Source organism: Bifidobacterium apri (assembly GCF_009299485.1).
GTDB classification, from domain to species: domain Bacteria; phylum Actinomycetota; class Actinomycetes; order Actinomycetales; family Bifidobacteriaceae; genus Bifidobacterium; species Bifidobacterium apri.
This window is the reverse complement of the sequence record NZ_WBSO01000003.1, coordinates 229,595-256,067: the sequence shown is the minus strand read 5'-3', so window position 1 is coordinate 256,067 and position 26,473 is coordinate 229,595. Positions and strand designations below refer to the sequence as shown.

Genomic DNA, 26,473 nt, shown 5'->3' with positions numbered 1-26,473 from the left:
TATGGCACGCATGTGCATCGGATGCCGCGCCATCATACCTTAGCGGTCCGCTGCCCTCGTCAGATTCTGCGAATGAACACAGAAAGCACAGCGGCGACAATCCTTGTCGGCTCGCCTACCAACGGCTGGCTGCCTTGGTGCAGACACCAGTCGTACAGCATGGAACGTTCTGCCATGGCATATAGACGGACGATGTCATGCGTGGAGTAATCCTTAGTGATTTCGCCGATTTCTTGCCCTTTTGCGACCAGCCTGCGATGAATTGCAAAATAGAAGCGATCCTGATCCACCAAAGATCGGTCGCCTCGCACATTCAGCTGGGATGCAAGCTGCGCACTAAGCAAGTCAACCGGAATATGTTGTTCTATATAACCGAACATCTGCTGATTGAGATATCGAATTTGCTCCGCCGGAGAATCATTCGGGTCAAGTGTGGCATCCAATTCCCGGTAATGCTCATCGAATACATCGCTCAGCGTACCCAGTAGCACCGATTTGCCTTGGAAATGATGGTAAAACGTTCCTTTGGCGATTCCGGCTTTGGCAATGATGTCATCGATGGTCGTCTTCTCGTACCCCTGTTCTTTGAACAGGCTCCAAGACGCTTCGATGATACTGGTTCTCGCATCACGTGCCATAAAGCTCAGCCCCCTCATTTTGGTGAATCGTTGCATGCTGACACCATTTTATGTCGATTCTTCAAGCCGAGTGGGCATCCGCTTAATGAATGCTTCCGGCATGCCGGCGAGAGTGTAGCCCCTCGCCGGCATGCACAGCATTATTCATACATTGTGACGGTATTCATATGGCAGAGCCTTCATCTGACCGAAATGGTCGAACTCCCCCATGGCATTGAGCGTATCTTTGAGAATTCCCATCTGCATTGCAGGATTGTTCGGTTCACCGGCATTCGAGCCGATCGGTACGTGCGGCGCAGTGATGCGCGGAGCACCTTGTTGCCGAGCAATCGGCGGCAAGGCCGCAATAATGCAGGTTGACATGCCGGCTGCTTCGCATGCGCGCAGCACCAATGTACATGAACGATGGCAAGTGCCACAGCCACCTGTCGCCAGCACGATGTCCGCACCTTCATCTTTGAGCTTCCGGGCAATCTCCGGCCCAGTGACATGCTCGAACTTGTCGACATTGCCACCGCCACCCATGAAGCCGTAGAATGTCGGAACCAGACCTCCGATGAATCCTTCATCCACCAGTTCATGAAGCCGGTCAATCGGCAACATCGCATTGACATCCTTATTGATATCAGAGTTGTCAAACCCGCCGTGCGTTACCATCAGCTGATCAGACGGCGTATCCGACGGGATTTCGCGATAGCTCCAGTCACCGGCAGTATCGAACGGTTTCTGATCCTTCTTGTGGATTCCACCAGATGTGATGAACGCCACCTTGCATTCGCTAAGCGGTTTTGTCAACGGCGTCCATACCGGCTCCGGAGTAATCGGGACATATACTTCGGACTGAAGCCCGGGAACGGTTGTTAGTGTGAATTTCCTTGTCATCATGAATCCTTTGCTGTATTACAGTACGTTGACGTAGCTGAGGTAGAATTCGCATTCTTGCCCAAGCTGCAGTGGTTTATCTGAGTAAATCATGCGAAGTGGCAACGAAAGAACGCCCATACGCCCCTTGACGCCGATGCGGACACCGACCTCAGTGATCTCTTTGATCACACCTTTGATTTTGACCGGTTGGAGTTCCACTTGCATAGTTGCACCTTTCGCCTGTGCATCACGGAATAAGCTGGTTATTGGCTTCAATCACCGAGGCGTCCCACTTGCGTTCCGGCGGCTTAATCGGAACGCCTGCCATCTTGTTTTTCAACATAAGAATGGCGCGCTCAGCATCTTTCGGCGTGGTGGTGTTGTCCGCAAGAATCTCGTTTTCGAAACCTTCGGGATCCTTGTTGAGCTCAATCATCGCGTCCATGTACTTGTTGCCGACGACCAGTTGACCTTGATAGGCGGCAAAAGTGACACCCACAACCGGAACACCGCGGGAACCGATGGCTGCGATGTTCTCGGAGAAATCGATGTGGTTGTTGCCAAATCCTTCTGTGGTGACAATGGCACCATCGACTTCCATCGCCTCGATCAGAGCACCCAACCGTTGAGAAACGAATGTCTTCTCATCATTGACCTGAGGCGATCCGATGAAGACGACACCCGTCAAATCAAGTTCATTGTCAGCCTGCAACGCCTCGACCAGCGGCTCACGGAAGAAGTGACGCGTAATTTCCTTGGTGGCCGGCCCAATGCAGGCGAGTGCGTGGATACCGCCGTCAAGGACCTCATTCGGGCTGAGCACGACCGGCACGTTGCCCAAATCGACGTTCTTCTGCCCTCCTTTGACGCCACACGGCTCATTGGGGACAAGCAGATTGTCATGCATAGCGCCCTGCCCCATAATCTCCTTCACCAGGACAACACGCGGCTTACCTGGACGCCTTACATCGGTGAAGGTTTCCTCACCAATCGATGGCACCGCAGACAGATCTTTAATCGCCTCTCGACAGGCGTGAACAATCACGTCGCATGCTGAGTGAGCAGCAAACGGGCCGCGACGCTCCATTCCTGTCCCTTTTTCGATTTTTACATCAACCCGAATCATGATGTCATTGTCGTCTGGACTTCCGGGACGTCCATAGCGGATCTTCTCATCCATGAACCCCTCACAGGAGCCGAACTCATGGACCTGGACGCCTGCCTCATCCATACCTGTCAGCACGAAGACCGCGCCAGACAGCACATTGGTAACGCCCTCACCGAGCTTGCCTTCTGCCTTCGCCGCGATGGGGATAACATCCATGATGGTGTTGGAATAGACGTGGCGATCAGCCGGTTTGATGATCTTCATCGTGACTTCTTTGACCAAAGGGTTCACTTTGACCGCTTCCTTGGTCAATCGCTCATCGATGACAAGCACCCCGTTCTTGTATGAGGTTGTGTCGCCGAGTTTCACATCCGTCACCGGATACTCTTTTTTCACCAATTGCCGTAAGATGCGTTCAGGCTCTTCATGCTGCACACTCGCGGACTGCCCGTCTGCCGTTGGCATATTTCCTACGGGAAGCGTCAAGTCGAGGTTTTCGGCATGATCGACATGGAGATGCAAGTATCCGCCCTGATACGTACCTGATGTTTCGGGGACATCGGCAGCTTCAGATGACTCAGCTGCCGCTGGCGAAACCGGCGCTGCGTCATCGTTCACACCATCGAGCAGGTCGGCGGTCAGCTGGGTGAGTGCCTCGCCATCGTCAATCAACGTCGCCCCCAATGCTTGGCCGATGGTCAAACCGCCGTCACTGAGCGACATCAGATTGGAGTCGATCAGATCAGGAAAAATCGAAGGGTCTTCGAAATCATCCGCGCTGAGTATTGTTCCCGCCGGACGACGGCAGCAGAGTACAGCCGGATCGTTGAGATGCGCCTGAAGCGTTTCCTGTGACAGTGACATAGGAATACCTTTCTCTAATTGGTTGTGATGTTGTGTGTGGAGATTTATCGATTGGTTGCACGGAATGCCCTGATGAGAGGCTCACCGCCCGCTCGCATAAAGGCATCGGTCGCATGATGCACGCGCAGCCCGAGGCGCGGCGCAATTTGCATCACAGTATTCGAGCAATCAGTGCAATGGGAGATCAGTATGCTTTGCGCTCCTTCCTTTTTCAGAGCAATCACGTTCTGTGCCTGCCCCGGACAGATTCCTGGATTACGGCATTTCAGCCGACCATTCGCTAGACGACAAGCGTTCTTGCATAGGCGTATCCCGACAAGTTCGGCGCCTTTTGCTTTGGCGATGGCGCGAAGGCGCTCCTCGCTTGCCCCACAGGCGCAGACGATGATTCCCATCGCGCCGGAATCGGCAAGTTCGCTGTCCCCGATGATGATGCCGCCACAAGTCGCTCCGATGACGGAGTCAAGCGTACCGAGCGATCCCATATACGGGCCTCCGATAATAATCTGCTGGTCAGCGGAAACGTGGACACCGAGTGCGTCGAGCACTTCCCTCACGGTTTTGCCTACGGGCACATCGTAGATAACCAATGATGTGGTGTTATCGAATCCGCTGCCTTCGATATGTCCGGCAACGGTGATGTCCTTAGTGGTGCACGCTTGCCTGTGTATTACAGCCCTGTTCACTCGCATCAGCGATTCAACGTTCATGACCACCGCCCCAGCGGCGCTGGGAATGGCATCCGGGGGAAGCAACGTTCCGAGGACATCCCTAATGATTGCCCGCTCGTCACCGGCAGGATAGCGATCTTTGAGAAAAGCGATCTCGATCTGTGAATCGATTGTGACGCCGTCGGCATCGGCAAGTGTATGGCGCAATGCCTGTATGGCTGCGACATGTTTTTGTTTGATTGCCACTATCGCCCGGCGCGCCCCGATGATGCGCTTGACGATAGTCAAGCCGGATAGAATCGTTGCGCTATCGGTTTCCAGCCGGGCGATGTTGTGTTCCAATAACGGCTCGCACTCTGCGGCATTGGCGATGACCACATCACAGCCTTTGCCGTATGCAAGTTTCTTTGCTGTCGGAAATCCGCCACCACCAAGCCCGACCAACCCCGAGCGCTCAATCATCTCAAGCGGATCATCACATGGTGCGATATCCGTTGACGGGATGTCCCCGAATAGTGTCGAGGCCTGGATGATGTGATGCTTACGAGCTACCATGCCGCCCTCTTTCCTTGGAGTAATGCCCTATCGAATCAGTGTGAAGGTGATTATCGAACATGCTGAAGTGTCTTACGTTCTAGAACACGTTCTATTGAAAATTATAGAAATCCACGTTACGACTACAGCATCCCTCGCATTACTCGATTGTTACATAGACTACGTTCTATTACCGATAGATGAAACTATCTCAATTCGGGTACCAGATGCCACAACACATCAGACAACAAAAAGGCACCCCCATATCGGGAGTGCCTTTGCAACAATGCATTATCGGCTCAAATCAACACCGCGTTCAAGCAGCAGCGTTTCAAGACGAGCGAAAACACCTGGAAATGCAATGCCGTCATGCTGGTATTCGTTCGTCACCCAAGCCTTTGCATTGCCGATTCGGCTCAAGGTATCCAGCTGAATCGACGAGTCGACATATAAATCATCGAAATACACCAATGCTTGCAACGGAACCTCATTCGACGCAAGCACCTCAGGATCATAGATTTTCGGCCAGCGTGTTCGCTGCATCAGCAAGTCAACAGCCGGCTTGAACGGTGTAAGCTCACGGATTTCATCAAACATCCATGGCAACGCCATCTCTCCGAAGAACAACAGCGGGCGCTGATCGACACCAAATTCAGCATGAAGCGGCAGCTCACGGGCAGCAGCCCAATCAAGCGGACCATTCTCTTCGCTGCCATAGATGAATTCCTGCAGCGGCCAGTACAAAGGGCTACTCGCATTCGAGGTATTGGCAAGCACCCGATAGAGGAAGACACTCGAAAGTTCACCTGTGGCGTCAAATGCTTCATCCAGCAGCCAGTGCAGCCGTTCGAACCCGTGTTGCATTCCCAATCCCTGGCCAAGACTCTGCAGTCTACGTACCGAGAACAAATCACCGTTTGGCAACAACACATCACCCGCAGCCAACCGATCGGCAATCGCACCTACCACAGCCACATCCTGCGGATATCTCTCGTAGAATTGACGGGATTTGATCGCCGCCCGCGGATACGTATGGCGGTATACTTCATCAGCGTTCGGCGGTACGCCCGGAATGCCTCCCGTCGTCCGGCACGATGCCAACGCATCGGGATACAGCGACAGGTACGCCAAAGTCAGAAATCCCCCATAACTCTGCCCTATGGTATGCCACCGCTTCCCCGAGAAGCAGGTGACACGAAGCCGCTCAAAATCCCTAATAATCGAATCTGCCAAGAACTTGCTCAAATAGTTGGCAGCCGTCTTCGCATCCGGCAAAGACGCCATGAACGCACCGTCAAGCCGGGTAGAACGCCCAACACCTCGCTGGTCGGGGATGATAACCCGATACCGCTTCACCGCTTCACTCAGCCAAGCGCCTCCAGGCATCGGACGCTCACCCTCCCCACCTGGGCCGCCTTGTAAATGCAACAGCAGCGGCAAGTCATCATCGCGCTTTTCAGGGTCAACGACCTCACGATAAAACACAGTGATCAATCCGGCCGACTCATCGTGATAATCCAGGGGAACTTCGAACGTATGGTCACGGACGGCGAACCCCGGAACGAAATACCAATCACTCATACAGTACCTTCCTTATTCAGCGTGCATCGTATCCATGCACACATTGATTACTTGCGAAGCGTTGGTTCCAACGCCACGTGCAGCACATCGACCAGCAGATTCATCATGACGATGAAGAAACCGCCAAGCAGCACCACACCGATGATGACTGGCCGATCCTGAGTATTGACCGATGTCACAGCGAGGGAACCAACACCTTGCAATCCGAATACCTGCTCGATGATGATGGAACCACTCAGCAAAGAACCAATATCGGCGCCAAGCTGTGTGGTCAGCACAGTCAACGTTGAGCGCAGCCCATGTTTGTATATCACTGTGTGTTCAGGCAGACCCTTTGCCCGAGCAGTGCGAATATAATCTTCACCCAACACATCCATCATCTCCGCACGCGTGAGCCGCTGATACAATGCGGCCATCAGCAATGCCAAAGTCAACCACGGCAACGTCATATGCCAAGCCCATTGCGCGAATCCATTCGCCAGCTGGCTGTACCCCCCAGGAGGAAACAGCGTGAATTTATGACGTTTCGGCAGAAAATACAGCAAATATAGCAGAAACATACCCAAGACGAACGAGGGGAAGCTGATGAACAGCTGGCTGAGAATCTGAGCCAGACGATCCTTCCACGTTCCAGGATGTGTCGCCGACACCACACCCAGCGGGATACCAATCAGCAGCCATAGCACAACTGCGCCTCCGACCAAGGAGAACGTCACAGGAAGTCTGGATGCAATAAGCCCAGCCACCGGCATCTGGTTACGGTAGGAAATACCGAAATTCCCGCTCAGCGCATGACTGACGAACAACAAGTATTGCTGCCATAATGGTTTATCCAAGCCGAGGTTATGCGTCACCTGGTCAAGCACCGTCTGGCTGGCTTTCTCCCCGGCAATCAGTCGAGCAGGATTGCCCGGGGCGATATAAAACAGCGCGAATACGAAAATCGACAACGCCAAGAGGATAATCACCGCGGACACGAACCGCTTCACGATGTTCTTGATCATGTCAACGACCTTTCTTCTGGATTGTCTGGTCAGATACCGCCATCCCCTGTTCTTGCAACGCGGCAAGATCATCAGACGACGCACTGATCTGGGCTACGACAGGGACGACAGACGCAAGCGCACGAACGCCTTTCTTCTTGCGACGCTTCCTCAGAATTCGCCGCCCCGACTTCGGATCAAGGGCGTCACGCAAACCATCGCCAAGAATATTGAAGGACAGCGTAGTCATCAGAAGGAATAAACCAGGGAAGAACACCATCCACGGTGCCACCATATACATCGAGTTATTCGCCGCCTCCGACAGCATACCTCCCCAGCTTGGCGTAGGCGGAACGACCCCCATGCCTAGGAACGACAACGACGCCTCGAATACAATACAGCTCGGAATCCCTTGAGTCGTGTAGACGATGATGGTCTCGGAGAGGTTCGGCAGTATGTCTTTTATGATGATGGATGAATCAGAGGCGCCAAGCGAACGAGCCGCTTCAACGAATTCTTTCTTCTTGAGCACCTGCACTTGGGCGCGAATCACACGTCCGGTTACCGCCCACGAGAAAAATACCACCACGAACATACACATCTGTATGCTTGCGCCGAACACCGAGACCAATGCCAGAGCGCAGAGCAGAAAAGGCATAGTCATCACGAAATCGGTAATCCGCGACAGCACATCGTCGATCAAGCCACCGAAATATCCAGCTGTAACGCCTACAATCACCGCGATCAACGACCCGCATATTGAGGCCACGACACCGACGAGCAACGATACGCGAGCGCCATACGCGATACACACCAATTCGTCTCGTCCCAACTGATCGGCACCAAACCAGAAGACGGCATTGGGACCTACAGGCAAACCGTTGTCCGTCAATCCACTGTTGCGGTACTGCTGCGTCGGGCCGTGTCCGGTAATCGTTGCAATCACCGGGGCGCATATAGCTATCAATACGAGCAATACGATGAACGTCAAGGCAATCATCGAAGCTTTGTTCCGCTGAAGTCGACGCCAAACCGCCCGGCCGGTGCTCAATTGTTCAATCCTGCGTTTCCCGCTCTGCCTGTCGTCAGTATTCGAATCGGTATGTGACGCGGCAACCGCGGTTTCACTGTCATGCACAGCCATGTCGTTCATATGATCAACTCCTCAGCATCACGCGCGACTCAGTCGCCGGGGTTTCTGGCGGGATCTCGTGCACGGAGGCCTCCAACAGGCGCTTCGTGAATTCGGCTTGTGGATTGCTGTATACGCGTTCGACGTCGCCGCGTTCCACGATCTTTCCGTTCCTTATCACCGCTACGCGATTGCACACATGCCGGACCACAGCAAGATCATGAGAAATGAATAGGTAGGTGTATCCAAACGCCTGCTGCAAATCCTGAATCAAATTGAGTATTTGAGCTTGGATGGAAACATCCAGAGCGGAAACAGGCTCATCAAAGATGATGAGCTCCGGGTCCAATGCCAATGCCCGTGCAATGCCGATGCGTTGCCGCTGTCCACCGGAGAATTCGCCGGGGTACCGATTGTAATGTTCGGGATTCAACCCCACCAGTTCCATGAGTTCGCTGACCCGTTGCTTCACTTGGGCGGCGCCCCAATGATGCTGGATGTGCAACGGTTCGCCGATGATCGAACCTACGCGGCGCCGCGGATTGAGCGACCCATATGGGTCTTGGAACACTAATTGCACCTGACGACGTTGTCGACGCCATTCGCTTTTGCTCACCGTCGCATTGTCCTTGCCGAGCAGTGTGACCGTGCCACTAGTCGCAGGAATCAATCCGGCTATCACCCTTGCAAGAGATGTCTTGCCACAGCCAGACTCCCCTACCAGACCGATGGAATCACCGCGGTTGACCGTCAAATCAACACCTTTGAGGACTTCCACAGCGCTGCGCTTGCCTGCGCCATACACCAGGTGCAAATCCTTGACTATCACAACCGGCATCGCGTTGTCTGCCGGCCATTGACCATCATCAAGCCCGTTTGCTTGTGCTTGAGCGCGATCCTTGGCACGTTCGACGACAAAGGCATCAACCTCGGCTTTCGCTGGCGGAGCAACTGGATCAGTTTTCAGCCAGCAACTCATACTGACGCCATCGCTGAATGTCACCCTTGGCGGCGTCCGAGCGAAGCAGCGCTCTTTCGCATTAGGACACCGGGGCGCGAATACACATCCTGTAGGGATATCAAGCAGGCTCGGCATTCGCCCCTCAATCGGGGTCAGACGCTGATGATTATCAGCAGCATCAGGAGACGAATTCAGCAATCCCAAGGTATAGGGGTGCGCAGGCCGTGAGAACAATGCCGAGACCGGTCCGGTTTCCAGCTGATGCCCGGCATACATGACCATGGCACGATCAGCAAATGACCCAAGCAAGGTCAAATCATGCGAAATCATAATGACGGTGGTTCCCAATTTGCCCGACATGTCCTTGAGCACATTGAGCACCTGCTTCTGGATTGTCACATCCAACGCTGTGGTAGGTTCATCGGCGATGATAATCTCCGGCTTAAGGACCAAAGCCATAGCGATCATCACACGCTGTCGCATACCACCAGAGAACTGGTGAGGATAATCATTGAACCGGCGCTCGGCATGTTTTATGCCGACCATTTCCAGCATTTCGATGGCACGTTGCCGCGCCTGTGCACGTGGCGTATGAGGTTCATGGGCGGTAATCACCTCAACGATCTGCGAACCGATAGTGAAATACGGGTGCAGGCTGGACAACGGATCTTGAAAGATCATGCCGATCTTCCGCCCACGTAGATTTCTCAGCTCATTGGCAGATGCAGACAGCAGGTCATGCCCGTCGAACATCACTGACCCCGATATCTCAGCCCCCGGCAACAGACCGGTGATCGCCTGGGTAAGCACGCTTTTGCCCGATCCTGATTCGCCGACAATACCGAAGACCTCCCCCCGCTCAACCGAAAACGAAACGTGCTGCACAGCATGAATCACACCGTCTTCCGTGGGCAAATCCACACTGACATCATCCACTTGGAGAATTGACATGTCATAGCTCCTTTATCGAACGAATCATCATGGAATAACCGTTGTGGCGCCCGCACACGACGGGCGCCACAGCAGCATCAGCGTTCGACCGAGACGTTGGTCCAGTCGTAAGTTGCAGACAGGGCAAAGATTGAGGCGTTCTTTATCGCGCTACTATGAATCAGCGTCGCGTCCACAGAGTACAGCGGCAGCACCGGCGGATCAGCCATCACTGCATCGTTGACCTTGCTCCACAGTTGTGCGGCCTTGGTCGAATCCGTGCTGGTGAGCGCCTGTTTGGCCAGCTCATTGGCCTTGTCATTGTTGTAATTGCTGTAGTTATACACTTGGGCGGTGCCATCATAGGTGAACTGGGGCTGGAATACCGAACGGGCGGCCCCGCCGACCCAATCCGGGTTCCATCCACAGAGCGCCAGGTCCCACTTGCCATTCTTCGTGTTATCGGGAGTGGTCATGAAGCTGGCATAGAAGTCGGACGAGGGCACTGGGACAAGCTCGATAGTTACTCCAGCCTTTTCCATATCCTGCTGAATGATCTGCGCGATAGCAGCCTCTGAGCCTGCATCTGAGCGATATGCCAGTTTGAGCGTCAAATTGGATGCGCCAGCTTTTGCAAGCAAACTCTTCGCCTTTGCCGAGTCTCCCTTATTCCCATCCGTCTTGTATGGGTCATCGTTTTCGTCGAATCCGACAACGCCTCGACCGAAAATTCCGATTGCCGCTTCAGCAAGCGATTTGCCGCCGAGCTTCTGCACCAGAGCCGCCTTGTCCACTGCATATTGCAACGCCTGCCGCACTGCCGTCTTCTTCAGCGCCCCATCATTATTGCTGGTCAGCATATTGAAGGCGAGATAATGCGTGCCGCCTTGAGCAAATGTCGTCATATCGTCTCCGTTGGTCGCTTGCAAGGTTGTCCATTGTGCCGCCGGCACACTCATCGCCCATAATCCATCGGCATCACCGTTGGAGACCTGCTGGACAGCACTATCAGTACTCACACCGAAGGTGATTTCTATTCGGTCAGCATTCGCCGCGCGCAGCGGATCCGAGGATCGCTTCCAATTTGGATTCCTCTTCAGGTACAAATGGCCGTCCGCTTTGTACTCATCGACGGTGTACGGCCCGGATGAGATGTAGTTCGCTCGATATTCTGGGCTGTCAGGCGTGTAATCCAAGGATTCTTCCGCCACCGGGGAGACATTGGACAGTGACACCATGTAGATGAAATCAGAGGCTTTCTCCTTGAGTTTGAACACAATGGTTGAATCATCCGGTGTTGAAATGCCGGAGACACTGTCATTGAGAATATGTTCCTTGATGTTCTGCGCCGTTGGATTCTTCGTATCATATGCAGCGCAGAACTCCTCCATGCCTTCGATGACGTTGAAATACGAAGCCGTAGAAGCCGGTAGCAACGGATTGCATACCCGCTTGAATCCGTTCGCAACGTCTTTTGAAGTGATCGCGCGAGCTTTTTTGGTGCTCCACATGACGTTCTTGCGCAGCTTGAACGTATATGTCAAGCCGTCGGCTGACACTGTCGGCAGGGACGCCGCCAAATCGGGCTGCGGATCAATCTGCTCTTTCGCATCGTTGCTAGCTTTGTAACTGATGAGCTGGCGGCTGATTGCACGTTGGAACGTATACGTGCTAACCAGTGAACTACCGGTTGGATCAAGATGATCGATATCGTCGGTGCCGACCAGTTTGATGGTGCCTCCGCTTGTCGAACCACCTGACGAGCTGGCAGTGGATCCGCTACCGCAACCGCTACATGCGATGGCCGAGATGGCAATCACCGCAATCATGCTGATAATATTTTTCCTGTTCATTGCACATCCTCTCTATTCGGCGAATACTCATCACCGAGATATCCCTGACCGGGAATCACCTGCGAAGCGCAGAGCCTGCACCAGCATTTCGCAGATGCCATCACATCGTTCAGAAGCGGTGGCACTAACTATCTAAGAAAACGATTTCGCAGTTCTGTTTGCACCAACGTAACGATGCAATGAACCGCAGTCTAGAATGAAGTAGAACTGTGACCGATGGATTACAACAACGAAACTTGAACACTGCTATCATCATCGATGTTGTTCAACGCACAGGATACCTTGTGCCACTTCGATAATCATGCATGCAACAATGGCGATTTCCCCGGAGACAATCAACTCCGAAATATCCATGCTCCATCCGCATTCTACTCATCATGCGTATACCGCGGTACACCATCTGGCCTCTGCGGCATTCAATCCGTATTCGTCAGATCCAAACACCCACAAGACCAGACCAACCGGTGTAGATGGTCGAACAATCCTTCATTCTTTGACTTCATCGCATCATCCACCGTGAAATACCGCCGCATCGATACTATAGAAGCAGGCTTCGGCGCATATGCGAGGCGAAGCGACATCGTGGCAGGCTGATGCGGGCGCTCCCGCATGCCGTCTGTCACGGCGTCTGTCATACAGCGAGCTCAAAGGAGCATTATGGACAAGGCACAGCAAGACGCATTGAAGAAAGCGGCCGGCATCGAAGCCGCGAAGCTCATCCAGGACGGCATGATCGCCGGTCTCGGCACCGGTTCGACCGTGCGTTTCCTCGTGGACGAGCTTGGCCGCCGCGTGCAGGAGGAAGGTCTCAAGTTCACGGGCGTCACGACTTCTCGCCGCACGCAGGAGCAGGCTGAAGGCTATGGCATCAAGATCGTCAACATCGACGACGTCGATCACATCGATATCACCATCGACGGCGCCGATGAGGTCGACAAGAACTTCAACGGCATCAAGGGCGGCGGCGCGGCTCTCCTGTGGGAGAAAATCGTGGCGATCAATTCCAACAAGGTCGTGTGGATCGTCGACCAGTCCAAGGTCGTCGACACCATCGGCAAGTTCCCGCTGCCGGTTGAGGTCATCCCCTTCGGCAACGGCCAGGTGATCCGCAAGTTCGAGGCGAAGGGCTACAAGCCGACGCTGCGCCTCGACGCCGCAGGCAAGCCGGTGCTCACTGACGAGAACGATTACGTCGTAGACCTGCACCTGGAGCGCATCGACCACCCGCAGGAGCTGGCAGAGGACCTCATCCACACCGTGGGCGTGGTGGAACACGGCCTGTTCCTCAACATGGTCGACCAGGTCATCGTCGGCGACCCGGCAGGCCCCCGCACCCTGATCAACCCGAACAAGTAACCCTGACCCATTGCGGCGATCTGTGATATCGCCACGACAGCCCCGGCCTTATGCGTGGAATCCGCCACGCATAAGGCCGTTATCATCGAAGTCGCGCGAACATCGCCACACATGAGACATAAGAGAGTCGGTAGATAAGCTGGGGATACACTGTATATGGTGCGTTGACGCATTCCAACTCGATGCCCTATTGCAGAAAGGCAACCCCATGACCGACATGACGGACGAATCCCAATCCATTGACACCATCTGTGTGCAGGGCGGCTGGCAGCCGAAGAACGGCGAGCCTCGCACACCACCGATCGTTCAATCCACCACATTCAAATACACGAGCAGCGAACAGATGTCACGGCTGTTCGACCTGTCTGAATCCGGTTACTTCTACACTCGTCTGTCCAATCCCACGAACGATGTCGTAGCCAAGAAAATCTGCGAACTCGAGGGCGGCACTGCGGCCATCCTCACCAGCTCCGGCCAGGCGGCGAACTTCTTCGCGCTGTTCAACATCTGCTCCGCCGGCGACCATATCGTCGCCTCGAACGCCATCTACGGCGGCACCTACAACCTCATCAATGTGACCATGCGCCGCATGGGCATCAACTGCACCTTCGTGCACCCGAATTGCACGCCCGAGGAGCTCGACGCCGCGTTCCAGCCCAACACGAAGGCCGTATTCGGCGAATCCATCGCCAACCCCTCGCTGATGGTGCTTGACTTCGACAAGTTCGCCGCAGCCGCGCACAACCATGGTGTTCCGCTGATTGTCGACAACACCTTCCCGACCCCTGTCAACTGCCGCCCATTCGAGTACGGTGTCGATATCGTGACGCATTCGACCACCAAATACATGGACGGCCACGGCTCGTGCGTGGGCGGCGCCATTGTGGATTCCGGCAACTTCGATTGGATGGCCCATGCCGACAAGTTCCCCGGTCTGACCACCCCTGACGAGTCCTACCACGGCGTGACCTACGCCAAGGAGTTCGGCAATGGCGGCGCGTTCATCACCAAGTGCGTGGCTCAGCTGATGCGCGATTTCGGATCCATTCCTTCGCCGTTCAACTCATGGGTGCTCGGCCAGAATCTCGAAGATCTCGGATTGCGTATGCAGCGGCATTGCGAGAACGGCTACCGGGTGGCGAAGTTCCTGGATGAAGATCCGCGCATCTCGTGGGTCAACCATCCGGGTCTCGAAACCGACAAATACTACCAGCTCGCACGCAAATACATGCCAAACGGCACCTGCGGCGTCATTGCTTTCGGCGTGCCGGGCGGCCGTGAGAAGGTCTCCGCGTTCCTCGATCATCTGCAGCTCGTGTCCATCGCCACGCATGTGGCGGATTCGCGCTCGTGCATCCTGTACCCTGCTGGCACCACGCACCGTCAGCTCACCGAGGAGCAGCTCAAGGAGGCGGGTGTCGGCATCGACCTCGTGCGCCTGAGCTGCGGTCTTGAAAACGCCGATGATATCATCGCCGACCTCAAGCAGGCTATGGACGCGGTGCTCTGACATCCCGCGCGCATGGTTTTCTGCGCAGTAATAACGCGAATAGCCGAACCGCGAACGGATGGTGACCCCGCCCGTTCGCGGTTTTCTTTCTCGGCGTGCGGTCACCAAATCAGGTTGCGTATGCCCGGACATATACAACATGCCTATGCGTCCTCTTGCCAATCGGTTACGCCGAATCTGCGTCCGGATGTCACCAGTTCAGGGCAGCCGCTCCGGCAAGGCAAAGAAAAAGCCCCTCCGAAGAGGGGCCTGAGCTGTGAGCTACTCGCATGTTGCGCGCGAGGCTTCACCGGTGCAACTACTTGCGCTGGTGACGAGTCTTACGCAGCAGTTTGCGGTGCTTCTTCTTGCTCATCCGCTTGCGGCGCTTCTTGATGACGGAACCCATCTGAAGCCTCCATTCTTATTACCGAAAGATTGCAACTCGCCTAATACTACACGTATTCAGCGACTTTGGATAACGACATTCCGACAGCGCACGCGAAAACGCGCTCCGGCATCGTCACAGCGGGAATTTCTGGCAGAAAGTCGTCACCGCGTCACTCGGACCGTTCGCTTGGAACACCGCGGTATCGTTGATCCAGACAGCGACCGCTTTCTTGCTGTCGGACGCATCCTTGCGGATCACATAACTGCCTGTGGTTTTGCCGCTGACTTTCACGTTGCCGGATGCGATCTCGTCACCGGTCAGCGATGCCGTCAGCGCCTGATACTGCTTTTTCGCGTCATCCGCACTGGACCATTGCGCGGTGATCAGCGCGATGTTCTTTGTGTCATCCCCGGTGGAATACGTCATCGTGTATTCTTCCAACGGCGACGCGGATGTCCAGTTCGCGCTCGGGTTGGCGTCGGTACGCGCGTAGTTGACCACGCTGTCCGGCATGGCCTTCAGCAGGCTCGTCGCGTCCGTGGGCAACGGCTTCGCGGAAATAGTCGGAGTCGACGGGGCCTTCGCCGCCGCGGACTTCTTGCCGTTCGACGTCGAACTGCTCGTCGGCGCACTCGTCGGTGTCGTCGTCTTGTTCAGCGCCCAGCCGGGCCAAATGAATGCCGACAGCAGCGCCAGTACAATAACCACCGCCGCCACTGCGATCACCGCAGTGAGCTTGCCGTGGGATGAGGATTGTTGAGTGTTCGCCATACGGTTTATTCTCGCACAGCGGCATGACGCATGCCGGCACCGCGAATGCGCGTTGAGCCCGCCGCGCAATGTCGTGAAAGTTCGCTAGCTTCGGCACTATGGCAAAGACTACAACGCAGTTTGTGTGCAGTGAATGCGGCTGGAACGGCCCCAAATGGTACGGGCGCTGCCCCGAATGCGGCCAATGGGGAACGGTAAGCGAATTCCATGAGGCACGGCCGGCCGCAAGGTCCCGCACCGCCGCCCCCGGACGCACTTCGCGCACCCAGGCGCAAACCGTTGTAGGCGAGGGCACAGTCAAGCCGATCAGCGAAGTCGGCACAGAAAGCGTCACCCGCATCCCCACCGGTTTCGGCGAATTCGACCGCGTACTCGGCGGCGGCATCGTCCCCGGTTCCGTCGTTCTGGTCGCCGGCGAGCCGGGGATCGGCAAATCCACGCTCCTGCTGGAGACGGCGGGCAATGTGGCCCGCACGAACCCGGGCCGCACCGTATTGTACTTATCCGGTGAGGAATCGCAGGCGCAAGTGCGTATGCGCGCCTCTCGCATCGACGCGGTGCAGGATAACCTGCTGCTCGCGTCCACCACAGATCTGGCTACGGTACTAGGGCTTATCGCCCAAGAGCATCCATGTCTGGCCATCGTCGATTCCGCGCAAACCATCATCTCCCAGGATGTCGATGGCATCTCCGGCGGGTCCACGCAGGTGCGTGAAGTCGCCAGTGCGCTGATCGATACCGCGAAAACCCTTGATATCCCGATTCTGCTGGTCGGGCATGTCACCAAAGACGGTTCGATCGCCGGCCCGCGCACACTTGAGCATCTCGTCGATGTGGTCTGCCAGTTCGAAGGCGATACGCAGACCGCCCTGCGCTTGTTGCACGCGGTGAAAAACCGTTTCGGCCCCACTGACGAAGTCGGCTGCTTCGATATGAGCGGCGAAGGCATCGAAGAGGTAGCCGACCCTTCCGGGCTGTTCCTGTCGGCCTCGCAAGAGGCGGTGGACGGCACATGTGTGACGTTCACCCTCGACGGGCATCGTAGCCTGCCCATCGAGGTGCAGGCGCTGGTCACCAAATCCGTGTTGCCTACCCCGCGTCGTGCGGTCAATGGCGTGGATGGAAACCGCTTGGCGATGCTCACCGCGGTCCTGTACCGGCATGGCAAAGTGAATCTGCTCGCGAACGACGTCTATGTCTCGACGATTGCGGGCGCGTCGGCGAAAGAGCCGGCTTGCGATCTGGCGATTGTCGCGGCATTGGCGAGCGCCGCCACCGGCACGCCGATTGCGCGCACCACCTGTGCGGTCGGCGAGATTTCGTTGACGGGACAGGTTCGGCCTGTTCCTCAGCTCGCTCACCGGTTGAGCGAGGCGGCACGGCTCGGGTTCACGCGTGCGGTGGTGCCGGCGACCCGTTCAGGCAAACGGCGTTCAGACGCCACGCCCCATGGCATGGAGCTGGTCGAAGTGACGTCGCTGCGCGACGCGCTGGATGCGCTCGGTCTTCGTAAGAGTCGTTGAGCGCAATACAACCCTGTCTGCGGCGCTCATGCCGTGGCGCCTGGGTGCCTTCAACGGCTTGCGTTGCCCGGTGCCATTGTTGCTCGCGCCGATGGTGAGTCCATGTTCACGCGGATTCCACGCCGGCTTCGTGCCGATTGTCAGTGTGCGTTCCGTGCGGCTTCTTCCGCTTGCTTGGCGTTGGCTGCAAGCTCGGCTTTCAGCGCGTCAACGGAATCGAATTTGATTTGCGGCCGCAGAAAACCGGTGAATTCGATGCGGACACGATGCCCATACAAGTCGAGCCAATCGTCGGTCACCGCGTAGGCTTCGACGACCCGCTCCGGTTCGCCGTTTTCGGTTTCAAATGTGGGTTTGGTGCCGATGGATATGGCTGCCGGCCACCGCCACGGCGAGTGCGGGGCGAGACGGGAACGAACCGGCGCAAGATCCAGCGGCTGCGGAATGCTGGCGACAGCCGAAGCGCTGTTTGTCGTCCCAGTGCCGTTCGTCGTCCCGGTGTCGGCTTGGTTGGTCTCTTCTGGCGTTGCCGAGCCGTCAGCGTCATCATGGTCCGGCTCGCCCAGATCGACCAGCCAGCCTGCATACACGCCATCGACCGGCAGATACCCGTCGATCGGCGCGCCAAGGTTCGCCGTAGGGAAGCCGATCCCACGGCCGCGCTGTTCGCCGTGGACAACCGTGCCTTCAATGGCATGCGGCGCACCCAAGATGGCGTCCGCGTCCTTGATGCGGCCTTGCGACAGCAGGTACCGCACGTTGGAAGAACTCCACACCCGTGCCTGTTGAGCTTGATGACGTTTGCTCCATGCCCGCAACTGCGCCTTGGTCATGCCGGCGGTCGGATCGTTCGGTTCCCCGGGCTCCTGCGGCATGGTATAGGAGACGTCCTTCGGGATACGCGTGTATCCCGGCCCGCGGTCGTCCACGATATCGAGTTCGAACACACCGGTGGCGAGCGCCAGGTTCTCGATGGCTTTGACATCACCGGTACGCCCGGCCCCCATATGCGCGTCCTGTCCCAGCACGAGGGTGCGCATGCCGAGTTTGCCGACGAGTTGGCCGAGGAAGAAGCGGAAGGATTTCGCGGCGAACGCAAGCGTGTACTGCACGAGCAGCACGTGGTCCACACCGAGTTCGTCCATGACACGCAGCCGCTGGTCAATGCTCATCAACTGTTCTGGGTCCGCGATATCCGCCGGCGCCTGCTGTCCCTGATGGGTTTTCGCATACTGGTGGACGATGCTCGGCCGCGGATTGAACAGGATGACCACGGAGAATGCGTTGTTGCGTTTGGCCAGTTCGACGGTTCTTCCGATCACCGCACGATGCCCCTGGTGCATGCCGTCGAACGATCCGACCGTTACGACGGATTTACGGTTGACGCTCAGGGTTGGCCAATTGACCAGACCGTTGTCGTCAGGGACCAGATTGGTGATGTTCATGCTGTTCCTCTTGTCGCTTCCGAAACTCTTGGATGATCTTGGATTGTCGCGTCTACTCTAGCAAAAGGTCAGGCGGCTGGGAATACCACAGTCGGGCGTGATTGTGCCGGCATGGTGTTGTCTGGGATGATGATGGCTACCACGTCTTCGCCGCCGTCTGCCGGATGCGCGATGGCTGCGGTGGCGGTGTCCACGCTGATGTCGATGCTGCGACCGTAACGCAGATCCTGAGCCTGACGGTCGCTGACGTCCACGACGGGCATGGTCATCCGCGCCGCCTGCCCCATAGTCATGGCGGCGTCCAGCAATTGTTCCTTCGTGGCGTCCAGCCGTGCCCTCATGCGGGTTTCCTGCCGTCCGTCACGCGTGGTGAACGTGCGTTCCTCGCAACGTGCGGCAAGCACGTGAGGGTTTTCGATGCTGAAGGCGCCGACCTGTGTGCGGCGCAACCGGGTGAGGTAGCCTCCGACCCCGAGCATATCCCCCAAATCGCGGGCGAGCGCTCGAATATATGTCCCCGCCGAGCAGGTGACACGGACATCGATATCCCGCGTGCCTTCGTGGGTGTCAGGCTCATGTATGTCAAGCACGTCGAAGCTGTCAATGGTCACGTTGCGGGCTGTGAGCACGACTTCTTGGCCTTCGCGCGCCAAATCGTACGCGTGTTTGCCGTTGATTTTCACCGCTGAATACGCACTGGGAACCTGGCTGATTTCGCCCGTCAGACGGGTACCGATGGCGTGCTCGACGGTCTGGCGGGTCAGCGCGGCGACTTGTGCGCGCACGCGATCTCGGTCCTGCTGTGGCCAGACGATGAGCTCGCCTTCGGCGTCCTCGGTGGTGGTGCGCGCTCCGAGCCTGATGGTCGCCTCGTAGGTTTTATGGTGATCGACGATGTAGTTGAGCAGCCGGGTGGCGTGCCCGAACCCGACAACCAGCACGCCGGTGGCCATCGGGTCGAGTGTGCCGGCATGTCCGACGCGCTTGCAGTGGAGCACTGATCGGACTGCGGCGACGACGTCATGGCTGGTGACGCCTTGCGGCTTGTCGATGACGACGAGACCGTCAGGCATCCTGCCCGCCTGTCAGCCCAGTTTCGGCGTCGGTGTCGTCGGCGGTATCGGCGGTATCGGCAGTATCAGCAGGGGCGTCCGCAGCGTTGCCGTCGGCATCGTCGATTTCGGTGTCGTCGTCATACTCGTCTTCGTACTCGTCATATTCGTCATCCTCCGCCCAGCGGTTCTCCCGCTCTTCAGGATGCTTGTACGGATCCGCTTCGCCGGCATACTGGGCATGTTCACGGCTTTTGGCGAGTTCTTCGTCACGACGGCGGGCGGCCACCAGAATATCTTCGATTTCTGTCGCCTCTCCCGGCACCTCGTCGAACTTGAATTTGAGTTCCGGGGTCAGGCGCAGCCCGGCCTTATGGCCGACCAACGTGCGCAAGCGTCCTTTCGCCTGGTTCAACGCCTGCTGGGCGCGCTTGCGTTCGCCCCGCTCCTTGCCGTCATGGCCAAGCTGGGTCCAATAGATGGTGGCGATCTGCAGGTCGTTGGTGACCCGCACATCGGTGATGGTTACGTTGTGGAGCCGCTCGTCGTGCAGCTGGCGTTCCAACGCCGATGCGACCACACGCTGGATGAGCGCCGCGATGCGCGCCGCCCGTGGATTCGTCCCTGCCAATGGTGTTCCTTTCTTGGGGTGGGCTGTCTTTCATCAAACATGCCCTGTACGTCTGCTGATTCGATATTCGCACAGCCCTGCCGCTGTTCCGCGTCTGCTGGCTGTGGGCGTAACCGGAAGCGGTATGAGGTATCCGGGTCTCCGGGACTCCTGGGGCTCCGGGACTCCGGGACCCGCCTTATGCCGGCTATGCAACAGTGCGCAACAGGCCAGTGCGCCGATGGAGTGCACTGGCCTGTTACTGAGGTTTGCGGACCGTTCCGGACGGCCTGAGCCGCCCGTGACGGTTATTTGCGTTCGATCTCGCGCATCTCGAAGGTTTCGATGATGTCGCCGATCTCGATGTCGTTGAAGGTGCCGAGGTTGATACCTGCCTCGTAGCCTTCCTTGACCGACTGGACGTCGTCCTTGAATCGACGCAGCGAGGAAATCTCCAGATCGTTGACCGTGGCGACTCCATTGCGCAGGATGCGGCACTTCGTACCACGCTTGACCTCGCCGTCCTGAACCATGACGCCGGCGATGTTGCCGAACTTGGAGGAACGGAAGATCTCGCGGATCTCGGAGTGCGACGTGACGACCTCCTCGTATTCGGGCTTGAGCATGCCCTTGAGGGAGGCTTCGACATCTTCGATGGCCTTGTAGATGATCGAGTAGTACTTGATCTCCACACCTTCGCGTTCCGCCAGATCGGCGACCTGACGGTTCGGGCGCACGTTGAAGCCGATGATAACGGCCTTGTCGACGCTCGCGAGGTTGACATCGTTCTGCGTGATGGCGCCGACACCGCGGTGGATGACCTGGATGCCGACTTCTTCGGACACGTCGATCTTCATCAACGAATCCTCGAGGGCCTCGACAGAACCGGAGGAATCGCCCTTGATGACGATGTTGAGCATATCCACTTCGGACTTCGCGAACTGCTCCTTGAGGCTTTCGAGCGAAACCACCTTACGGCGCTTGGCCAGCTGAGCCGCACGCTCGGTCGCCTGGCGCTTCTCGGCAATCTGGCGTGCCGCACGATCATCAGGAGCGACCAGGAACAGGTCGCCTGCGGTCGGCACGGACGTCAAACCGAGCACCTGGACAGGTGTTGACGGGGCGGCGGCCTTCATATGGTTGCCGTTCTCGTCGAGCATGGCGCGCACACGACCGTACGACGTACCGGCCACGATCGCGTCGCCAACGTGAAGCGTACCGGACTGCACAAGCACAGTCGCCACTGCACCACGGCCCTTGTCCAGTCGAGCTTCGACGGTGGCGCCTCGAGCATCCATGTCCGGGTTGGCACGCAGATCGAGTTCGGCGTCAGCGGTGAGCAACACCGCTTCAAGCAGCTTGTCGACATTCGTGCCTTGCTTGGCGGAGATGTCGACGAACATGGTGTTGCCGCCGTACTCTTCCGGTACCAGGCCGAATTCGGTGAGCTGGCCGCGCACACGCTCCGGGTTGGCGCCAGGCTTATCGATCTTGTTGACCGCGACGACGATCGGGACATGCGCCGCCTGCGCATGGTTGATGGCTTCAACGGTCTGGGGCATGACGCCATCATCCGCCGCGACCACGAGGATCGCGATATCGGTGAGTTCGGCGCCACGGGCACGCATAGCGGTGAAGGCCTCGTGACCAGGGGTATCAAGGAAGGTGATCTTACGCGATTCGCCGTCCAGCTTGACTGTCACCTGATAGGCGCCGATACGCTGCGTAATGCCGCCGGCCTCGCGAGCCACCACGTTGGTCTTGCGGATGGTATCCAGCAAGCGGGTCTTACCATGATCGACGTGGCCCATGACCGTGACCACCGGGGGACGCGGCTTGAGATTCTCGTCGTCCTGCAGCTCTTCCTCATCAAGGTCGATATCAAACTGCTGCAGCAGCTCTTTGTCTTCCTCTTCCGCGGAAACGATCTTGATGTTCCAGCCGATTTCCTCGCCGAGGATCTGGAAGGTCGCTTCGTCAAGGGACTGGGTTGCAGTGGCCATTTCACCAAGATGGAACAGCACCGTGACCAAAGCAGCCGGATTGACGTTGATCTTCTCTGCAAGGTCGGCGAGTGATGCGCCTTGACGAAGACGTACGGTCTGGCCGTTGCCGGCAGGGATGCGGACACCAGCGATGACCGGTGCCTTCATCTCTTGATATTCATGACGCTTCGCGAGACGGTTCTTGCGTGCCTTTGAGGACTTGCCACCCTGACGGCCGAACGCGCCTGCAGCACCGCCACGACCACGGCCACCACCGCGGGACGGACCGGCGTTGCCTGCGCCATTTTGGAAACCGCCGCCGAAATGATTGCCACTGCCGCCGGCGTGATTGGCGCCTGCACCTTGGCCTGGACGGTGCTGTCCCCACTGCCCCGGCCTAGCTCCGCGGCCATTGCCGAAACCGTTGCGGCCTCCACGGCCGCGGCCGCCTCGACCGCCTTCGACGCTCGGGCGCGCCATAGGATGCGGACGCGGAATATCGCCCGGCGTAGGCACATGCATGCCCTGCTTGCGGCTGAACGGATTGTTGCCCGGGCGTGGCCCCGGCGTAGCGGCATGCGGTGCCCCGGTACGCTGCTGAGGAGCGGCACCTTGGGCGTTGCGTGGGGTATGCGGGCCATTCGCCCCTGGGCGAGGACCGTTGCGACGCTGATTATGGCCCGGACGGCCTTGTTCGCCACCGCGACGCCCCTCACGGTTGTCACGGCGATCATCGCGGCGCTGGGAACGTTCGGGACGACCACCCTGCTGGGAACGCTGGCCGGCACGTGGACCCGGATGCGGTGCACCCGGCTTCGGTACCTGCAGATGCGCCGGCCCTGGCTTGGCGGCATGGCTTTCACCGGATGCCTGCGGCTGTTCCTGACGATGCTCAACATGCTGTGGGTGCGATGCAGCCTTTGCACCGCTTGGCTTCTTTTCGTTTGGCTTATTGGATGCATCCGCTTTCGGGAAGGATGCCTTCAGACGACGAACGACCGGCGCCTCCACAGTAGAGGACGCGGACTTGACGAACTCCCCCATGTCCTTGAGTTTCTCAAGGACGGTTTTGCTATCAACGCCAAGCTCCTTGGCCAGTTCATATACGCGCTGTTTTGCCACTCAGTTTTCTCCTATTCCGTGACTGCGCGTATATGCGCAGTCACACTTCGATGATGGCGAGCTTACCTTGTCTCATCGTGCGACCATGATCTGTTACCTCGTCTCCGTGTCACGGCCCGGAAGCATGACAACCGGGCCCGGATTGCCGCAATCCAGCATACCGGAGGCTGTGGATTGCGGCGCGAGCCGTGTCTAGTTGTTTTCAGCCGATTGCGCCGTGCGATCCTCGGCAGCCCGTTCGGCAGCCAGTTTCGCCTTATGCTGCTCAGCGGATTCGATACCGATCTTCCAGCCGGTCAGTTTCGCGGCAAGACGGGCGTTCTGTCCTTCCTTGCCGATCGCCAGTGACAGTTGATCGTCGTGAATGAACGCAATGGCGGTCTTGTTCTTCTCGCTGATGACCTGCACATCTGTCGCGACTGCCGGAGACAGCGCCGACGCGATGAACTTCGCCGGATCGGCAGACCAATCGACGATATCGATCTTCTCATTGCCGAGATTCTCCATGACAGCGCGCACTCTGGATCCCGCAGGGCCGATCAACGCTCCCTTCGGATTGACACCATCAGTGTTCGCCTTGACCGCGATCTTGGTACGGGCCCCGGCCTCGCGCGCGATCGCCATGATGGACACCGCGCCGGACACCAGTTCCGGCACCTCGCGCTCGAACAGGCGACGCACCAGTTCCGGATGGGAACGGGAGACGACGATCTCCGGTCCCCGCAGACCGCGAGACACATTGACCACATACACGCGCAGACGTTCGCCATGGCGATACCGTTCGCCCGGCACCTGCTCGCGACGAGGAAGCAACGCCTCGACATCGCCGACCGCGATATGCACGTTGCTCGGATCTTTCGCATCCTGCTGGACGATACCGGTGATCAGCTTGCCCTTCTGCCCGGCGAAGGCGCCAAGCACACGGTCATCCTCGGCCTTGCGGAACAGCTGGCTGATAACCTGACGCGCGGTCGCCGCGGCGAGACGCCCGAAATCATGCGGGGTGTCGTCATACTCCTCTCCCAGTTTCGGCGCCGGATGAGGATTGTCCTCGGTCGGTTCGGCCGGAATCTCATCCTGAGCCCAGATCGTGAACGTGCCTGCACGTTCGTCAAGCTCGACGCGGGCATGCTTCGCCGCGTGCGGTGTTTTGAGATAAGCCAGTCGCAATGCCTCGGAAAGTGCATCATCCAGCGTCTCGGCGTCAATTCCCTGACCAGCTGCCAGCTGGTGAATACCTGCCAGGTCCAGTTCCATCCTGCAAGACCTCCTATGTGAAGTTATTACCGAGCGCTTTGCCCAATTGGTCACAGTTACGTACTATTTTAGATGATTATGCAGACACGCAACTCTCTCCTTCGCCGTGCGCGCACTCTGTTGCGTTGTACTGCCGCATGCGTTGCCGCCATGGCGATCATGACATCCGCGACTGCATGCTCATCACCACGAATCGCAGGCCGGGCTGAGTCGGAGTATCAAGCCAGCGACTGCGAGCTCGCCTACCGCTCCGCCACCCACAACAATTCGCGCGCGCAGTCCGGACCAATCATCGTCAGATATCTGTCAGCATCACAATCTGCTCAAGATTGGCAGACCGTCGCGGCGGCATGCCCCCAACGCGTGTCCGAAGGGGTCATCCGCAGCGCACAAGCCCAGTGGCTCGCCAAGAACCTCGCTGACAACATCTCGCAAACATACACGGCAAGCGCTACCGACGGCAATGCCCTGCGCAGACAGCGTCTCGACGGATTGACGGCGCTGCCGCTAAGCAAGGCGACCATCCGCAAACTCGCCCTTGCAGAAGACCGGGCAGGCTCCGCTCTTCAACTGCTTGCCGCCAAAGGCGCAGCCGGCGCAACCCTCACGGCAAGCGACAACCATCACGCAGCCGGGTCGCAGTTGATGTCCTTCGCCGGCAATACCGGAGATTTGCGTCAAAAGGAATATGACATCAGCAATCTGCTCGCCAATACGAACACCGCAACCGATCAATCGACCGGATTGCAATCCTCAACGGTATCCATCGTAGAGATTGATTGCGCGTTGGAGGAGCTGGCGGCGCTGGCATCTCCTGACAATACCGTGTCAGCCACAGACGATGCCGCCACCAGCACCCGTACCGAGCAGATGCTCGTGCTGGTGCGGCTGATCACAGGACATTGTTACGAGGCGTTCGCACAAGGCTATCCGAGCGCGGATTTCGCGGTTTTCGCCGACAGCAGCCAACAATGACGATGGCGTCGGCGTGCCGCCTGCATCGTCCCTGTATTACTCCTTGACTGCCTTTACCGGTGCTAAGCATGTTCGCCTGCAACCCGCAACCTGCCTTCCTGTCTCCCGTTATGTCCCCTGTTACGGTCGATTTTCACCATCAACACCGTTGATGAACCGGTTTGAGACCTCATCTTGACACACCATGAAACCGTTAAATATCACGGTTTTCGGCTTGATAACAAGAAACCCCGCGGAATGCTCCACGGGGTGGTTGCGGATGAGGCGAGATTCGAACTCGCGGAGGGTTTCGCCCTCACACGCTTTCGAGGCGTGCTCCTTCGACCGCTCGGACACTCATCCATGTCACTGTCACTATGAACGCCACAGAAACAGCAA

At 57.5% G+C, this 26,473-nt stretch carries 21 protein-coding genes and 1 tRNA gene; 4 read left to right on the top strand and 18 right to left on the bottom strand.

The annotated features are described in order from the left end of the window. Nucleotides 1–59: 59 nt before the first annotated feature. From DSM100238_RS03690 to DSM100238_RS03645, 10 genes are all read right to left on the bottom strand, one after another. A complete protein-coding gene (locus DSM100238_RS03690) occupies nucleotides 60–638 on the bottom strand; it encodes a TetR/AcrR family transcriptional regulator (RefSeq protein WP_240812316.1) in 579 nt (192 codons plus the stop codon). Between the two features lie 144 nt (nucleotides 639–782). Then, a complete protein-coding gene (prdB, locus tag DSM100238_RS03685; protein WP_240812315.1) occupies nucleotides 783–1,523 on the bottom strand; it encodes a D-proline reductase (dithiol) protein PrdB in 741 nt (246 codons plus the stop codon). Between the two features lie 15 nt (nucleotides 1,524–1,538). Continuing rightward, entirely contained in the window at nucleotides 1,539–1,727 is a 189-nt protein-coding gene (locus DSM100238_RS03680; protein ID WP_152355355.1) for a CBO2463/CBO2479 domain-containing protein, read from the bottom strand. A gap of 22 nt (nucleotides 1,728–1,749) precedes the next feature. Beyond that, nucleotides 1,750–3,474: a D-proline reductase (dithiol) proprotein PrdA gene (prdA, locus tag DSM100238_RS03675; RefSeq protein ID WP_152355354.1), complete on the bottom strand. Its 1,725-nt coding sequence runs from the start codon at nucleotides 3,472–3,474 to the stop codon at nucleotides 1,750–1,752. Between the two features lie 44 nt (nucleotides 3,475–3,518). Beyond that, complete coding sequence (locus tag DSM100238_RS03670; RefSeq protein ID WP_152355353.1) at nucleotides 3,519–4,700, bottom strand: proline reductase-associated electron transfer protein PrdC; 1,182 nt, start codon at nucleotides 4,698–4,700, stop codon at nucleotides 3,519–3,521. Nucleotides 4,701–4,970: 270 nt separating this feature from the next. After that, a complete protein-coding gene (locus DSM100238_RS03665; RefSeq protein WP_152355352.1) occupies nucleotides 4,971–6,260 on the bottom strand; it encodes an alpha/beta fold hydrolase in 1,290 nt (429 codons plus the stop codon). 47 nt (nucleotides 6,261–6,307) lie between these two features. Further along, nucleotides 6,308–7,264, bottom strand: coding sequence for an ABC transporter permease (locus DSM100238_RS03660; protein ID WP_152355351.1), 957 nt, complete (start codon nucleotides 7,262–7,264; stop codon nucleotides 6,308–6,310). Between the two features lies 1 nt (nucleotide 7,265). Further along, nucleotides 7,266–8,396 carry an ABC transporter permease gene (locus tag DSM100238_RS03655; RefSeq protein ID WP_152355350.1) on the bottom strand — a complete coding sequence of 377 codons (1,131 nt, stop codon included), beginning with the start codon at nucleotides 8,394–8,396 and terminating at the stop codon, nucleotides 7,266–7,268. Between the two features lie 4 nt (nucleotides 8,397–8,400). Next, nucleotides 8,401–10,287, bottom strand: coding sequence for a dipeptide ABC transporter ATP-binding protein (locus DSM100238_RS03650; protein ID WP_152355349.1), 1,887 nt, complete (start codon nucleotides 10,285–10,287; stop codon nucleotides 8,401–8,403). A gap of 77 nt (nucleotides 10,288–10,364) precedes the next feature. Then, on the bottom strand, nucleotides 10,365–12,119 hold the full coding sequence (locus DSM100238_RS03645) for an ABC transporter substrate-binding protein (protein WP_205730677.1): 1,755 nt from the start codon (nucleotides 12,117–12,119) through the stop codon (nucleotides 10,365–10,367). Between the two features lie 657 nt (nucleotides 12,120–12,776). On the opposite strand from DSM100238_RS03645, the gene rpiA reads away from it, so the two are divergent. Further along, nucleotides 12,777–13,475, top strand: a complete 699-nt coding sequence (gene rpiA, locus DSM100238_RS03640) for a ribose-5-phosphate isomerase RpiA (protein WP_152355348.1) — start codon at nucleotides 12,777–12,779, stop codon at nucleotides 13,473–13,475. 208 nt (nucleotides 13,476–13,683) lie between these two features. Continuing rightward, a complete protein-coding gene (locus DSM100238_RS03635; protein ID WP_205730676.1) occupies nucleotides 13,684–14,985 on the top strand; it encodes an O-acetylhomoserine aminocarboxypropyltransferase/cysteine synthase family protein in 1,302 nt (433 codons plus the stop codon). 298 nt (nucleotides 14,986–15,283) lie between these two features. Here DSM100238_RS03635 and DSM100238_RS03630 read toward each other — a convergent pair whose 3' ends face one another. Together DSM100238_RS03630 and DSM100238_RS03625 are read right to left on the bottom strand one after the other, a co-directional pair. After that, nucleotides 15,284–15,373 (bottom strand): 30S ribosomal protein bS22, encoded by a 90-nt coding sequence (locus DSM100238_RS03630; protein WP_004268639.1) that lies wholly within the window; start codon nucleotides 15,371–15,373, stop codon nucleotides 15,284–15,286. Between the two features lie 114 nt (nucleotides 15,374–15,487). Then, the gene (locus DSM100238_RS03625) at nucleotides 15,488–16,126 is read right to left on the bottom strand and encodes a hypothetical protein (RefSeq protein WP_152355347.1); all 639 of its coding nucleotides are present in this window, start codon (nucleotides 16,124–16,126) and stop codon (nucleotides 15,488–15,490) included. A gap of 98 nt (nucleotides 16,127–16,224) precedes the next feature. Between DSM100238_RS03625 and radA the strand changes: the two genes are divergently transcribed. Beyond that, the gene (gene radA, locus DSM100238_RS03620; RefSeq protein ID WP_152355346.1) at nucleotides 16,225–17,649 is read left to right on the top strand and encodes a DNA repair protein RadA; all 1,425 of its coding nucleotides are present in this window, start codon (nucleotides 16,225–16,227) and stop codon (nucleotides 17,647–17,649) included. Between the two features lie 140 nt (nucleotides 17,650–17,789). Here the strand turns inward: radA and ribF are convergent, their stop codons facing one another. The 5 genes from ribF to nusA form a co-directional block, all read right to left on the bottom strand. Beyond that, nucleotides 17,790–19,094, bottom strand: coding sequence for a bifunctional riboflavin kinase/FMN adenylyltransferase (gene ribF, locus DSM100238_RS03615; protein WP_152355345.1), 1,305 nt, complete (start codon nucleotides 19,092–19,094; stop codon nucleotides 17,790–17,792). 68 nt (nucleotides 19,095–19,162) lie between these two features. After that, on the bottom strand, nucleotides 19,163–20,167 hold the full coding sequence (truB, locus tag DSM100238_RS03610) for a tRNA pseudouridine(55) synthase TruB (RefSeq protein ID WP_152355344.1): 1,005 nt from the start codon (nucleotides 20,165–20,167) through the stop codon (nucleotides 19,163–19,165). Next, nucleotides 20,160–20,777: a 30S ribosome-binding factor RbfA gene (gene rbfA / locus DSM100238_RS03605; RefSeq protein WP_152355343.1), complete on the bottom strand. Its 618-nt coding sequence runs from the start codon at nucleotides 20,775–20,777 to the stop codon at nucleotides 20,160–20,162. Before rbfA ends, truB begins: the two co-directional genes overlap by 8 nt. Nucleotides 20,778–21,064: 287 nt before the next feature. Beyond that, complete coding sequence (gene infB / locus DSM100238_RS03600; RefSeq protein WP_376831056.1) at nucleotides 21,065–23,839, bottom strand: translation initiation factor IF-2; 2,775 nt, start codon at nucleotides 23,837–23,839, stop codon at nucleotides 21,065–21,067. 216 nt (nucleotides 23,840–24,055) lie between these two features. Beyond that, a complete protein-coding gene (gene nusA, locus DSM100238_RS03595; protein ID WP_152355341.1) occupies nucleotides 24,056–25,120 on the bottom strand; it encodes a transcription termination factor NusA in 1,065 nt (354 codons plus the stop codon). Nucleotides 25,121–25,279: 159 nt separating this feature from the next. Between nusA and DSM100238_RS03590 the strand changes: the two genes are divergently transcribed. Beyond that, nucleotides 25,280–26,095, top strand: a complete 816-nt coding sequence (locus DSM100238_RS03590) for a hypothetical protein (protein ID WP_152355340.1) — start codon at nucleotides 25,280–25,282, stop codon at nucleotides 26,093–26,095. A gap of 256 nt (nucleotides 26,096–26,351) precedes the next feature. Here the strand turns inward: DSM100238_RS03590 and DSM100238_RS03585 are convergent. Then, nucleotides 26,352–26,437 (bottom strand) — tRNA-Ser (locus DSM100238_RS03585). Nucleotides 26,438–26,473 lie beyond the last annotated feature (36 nt).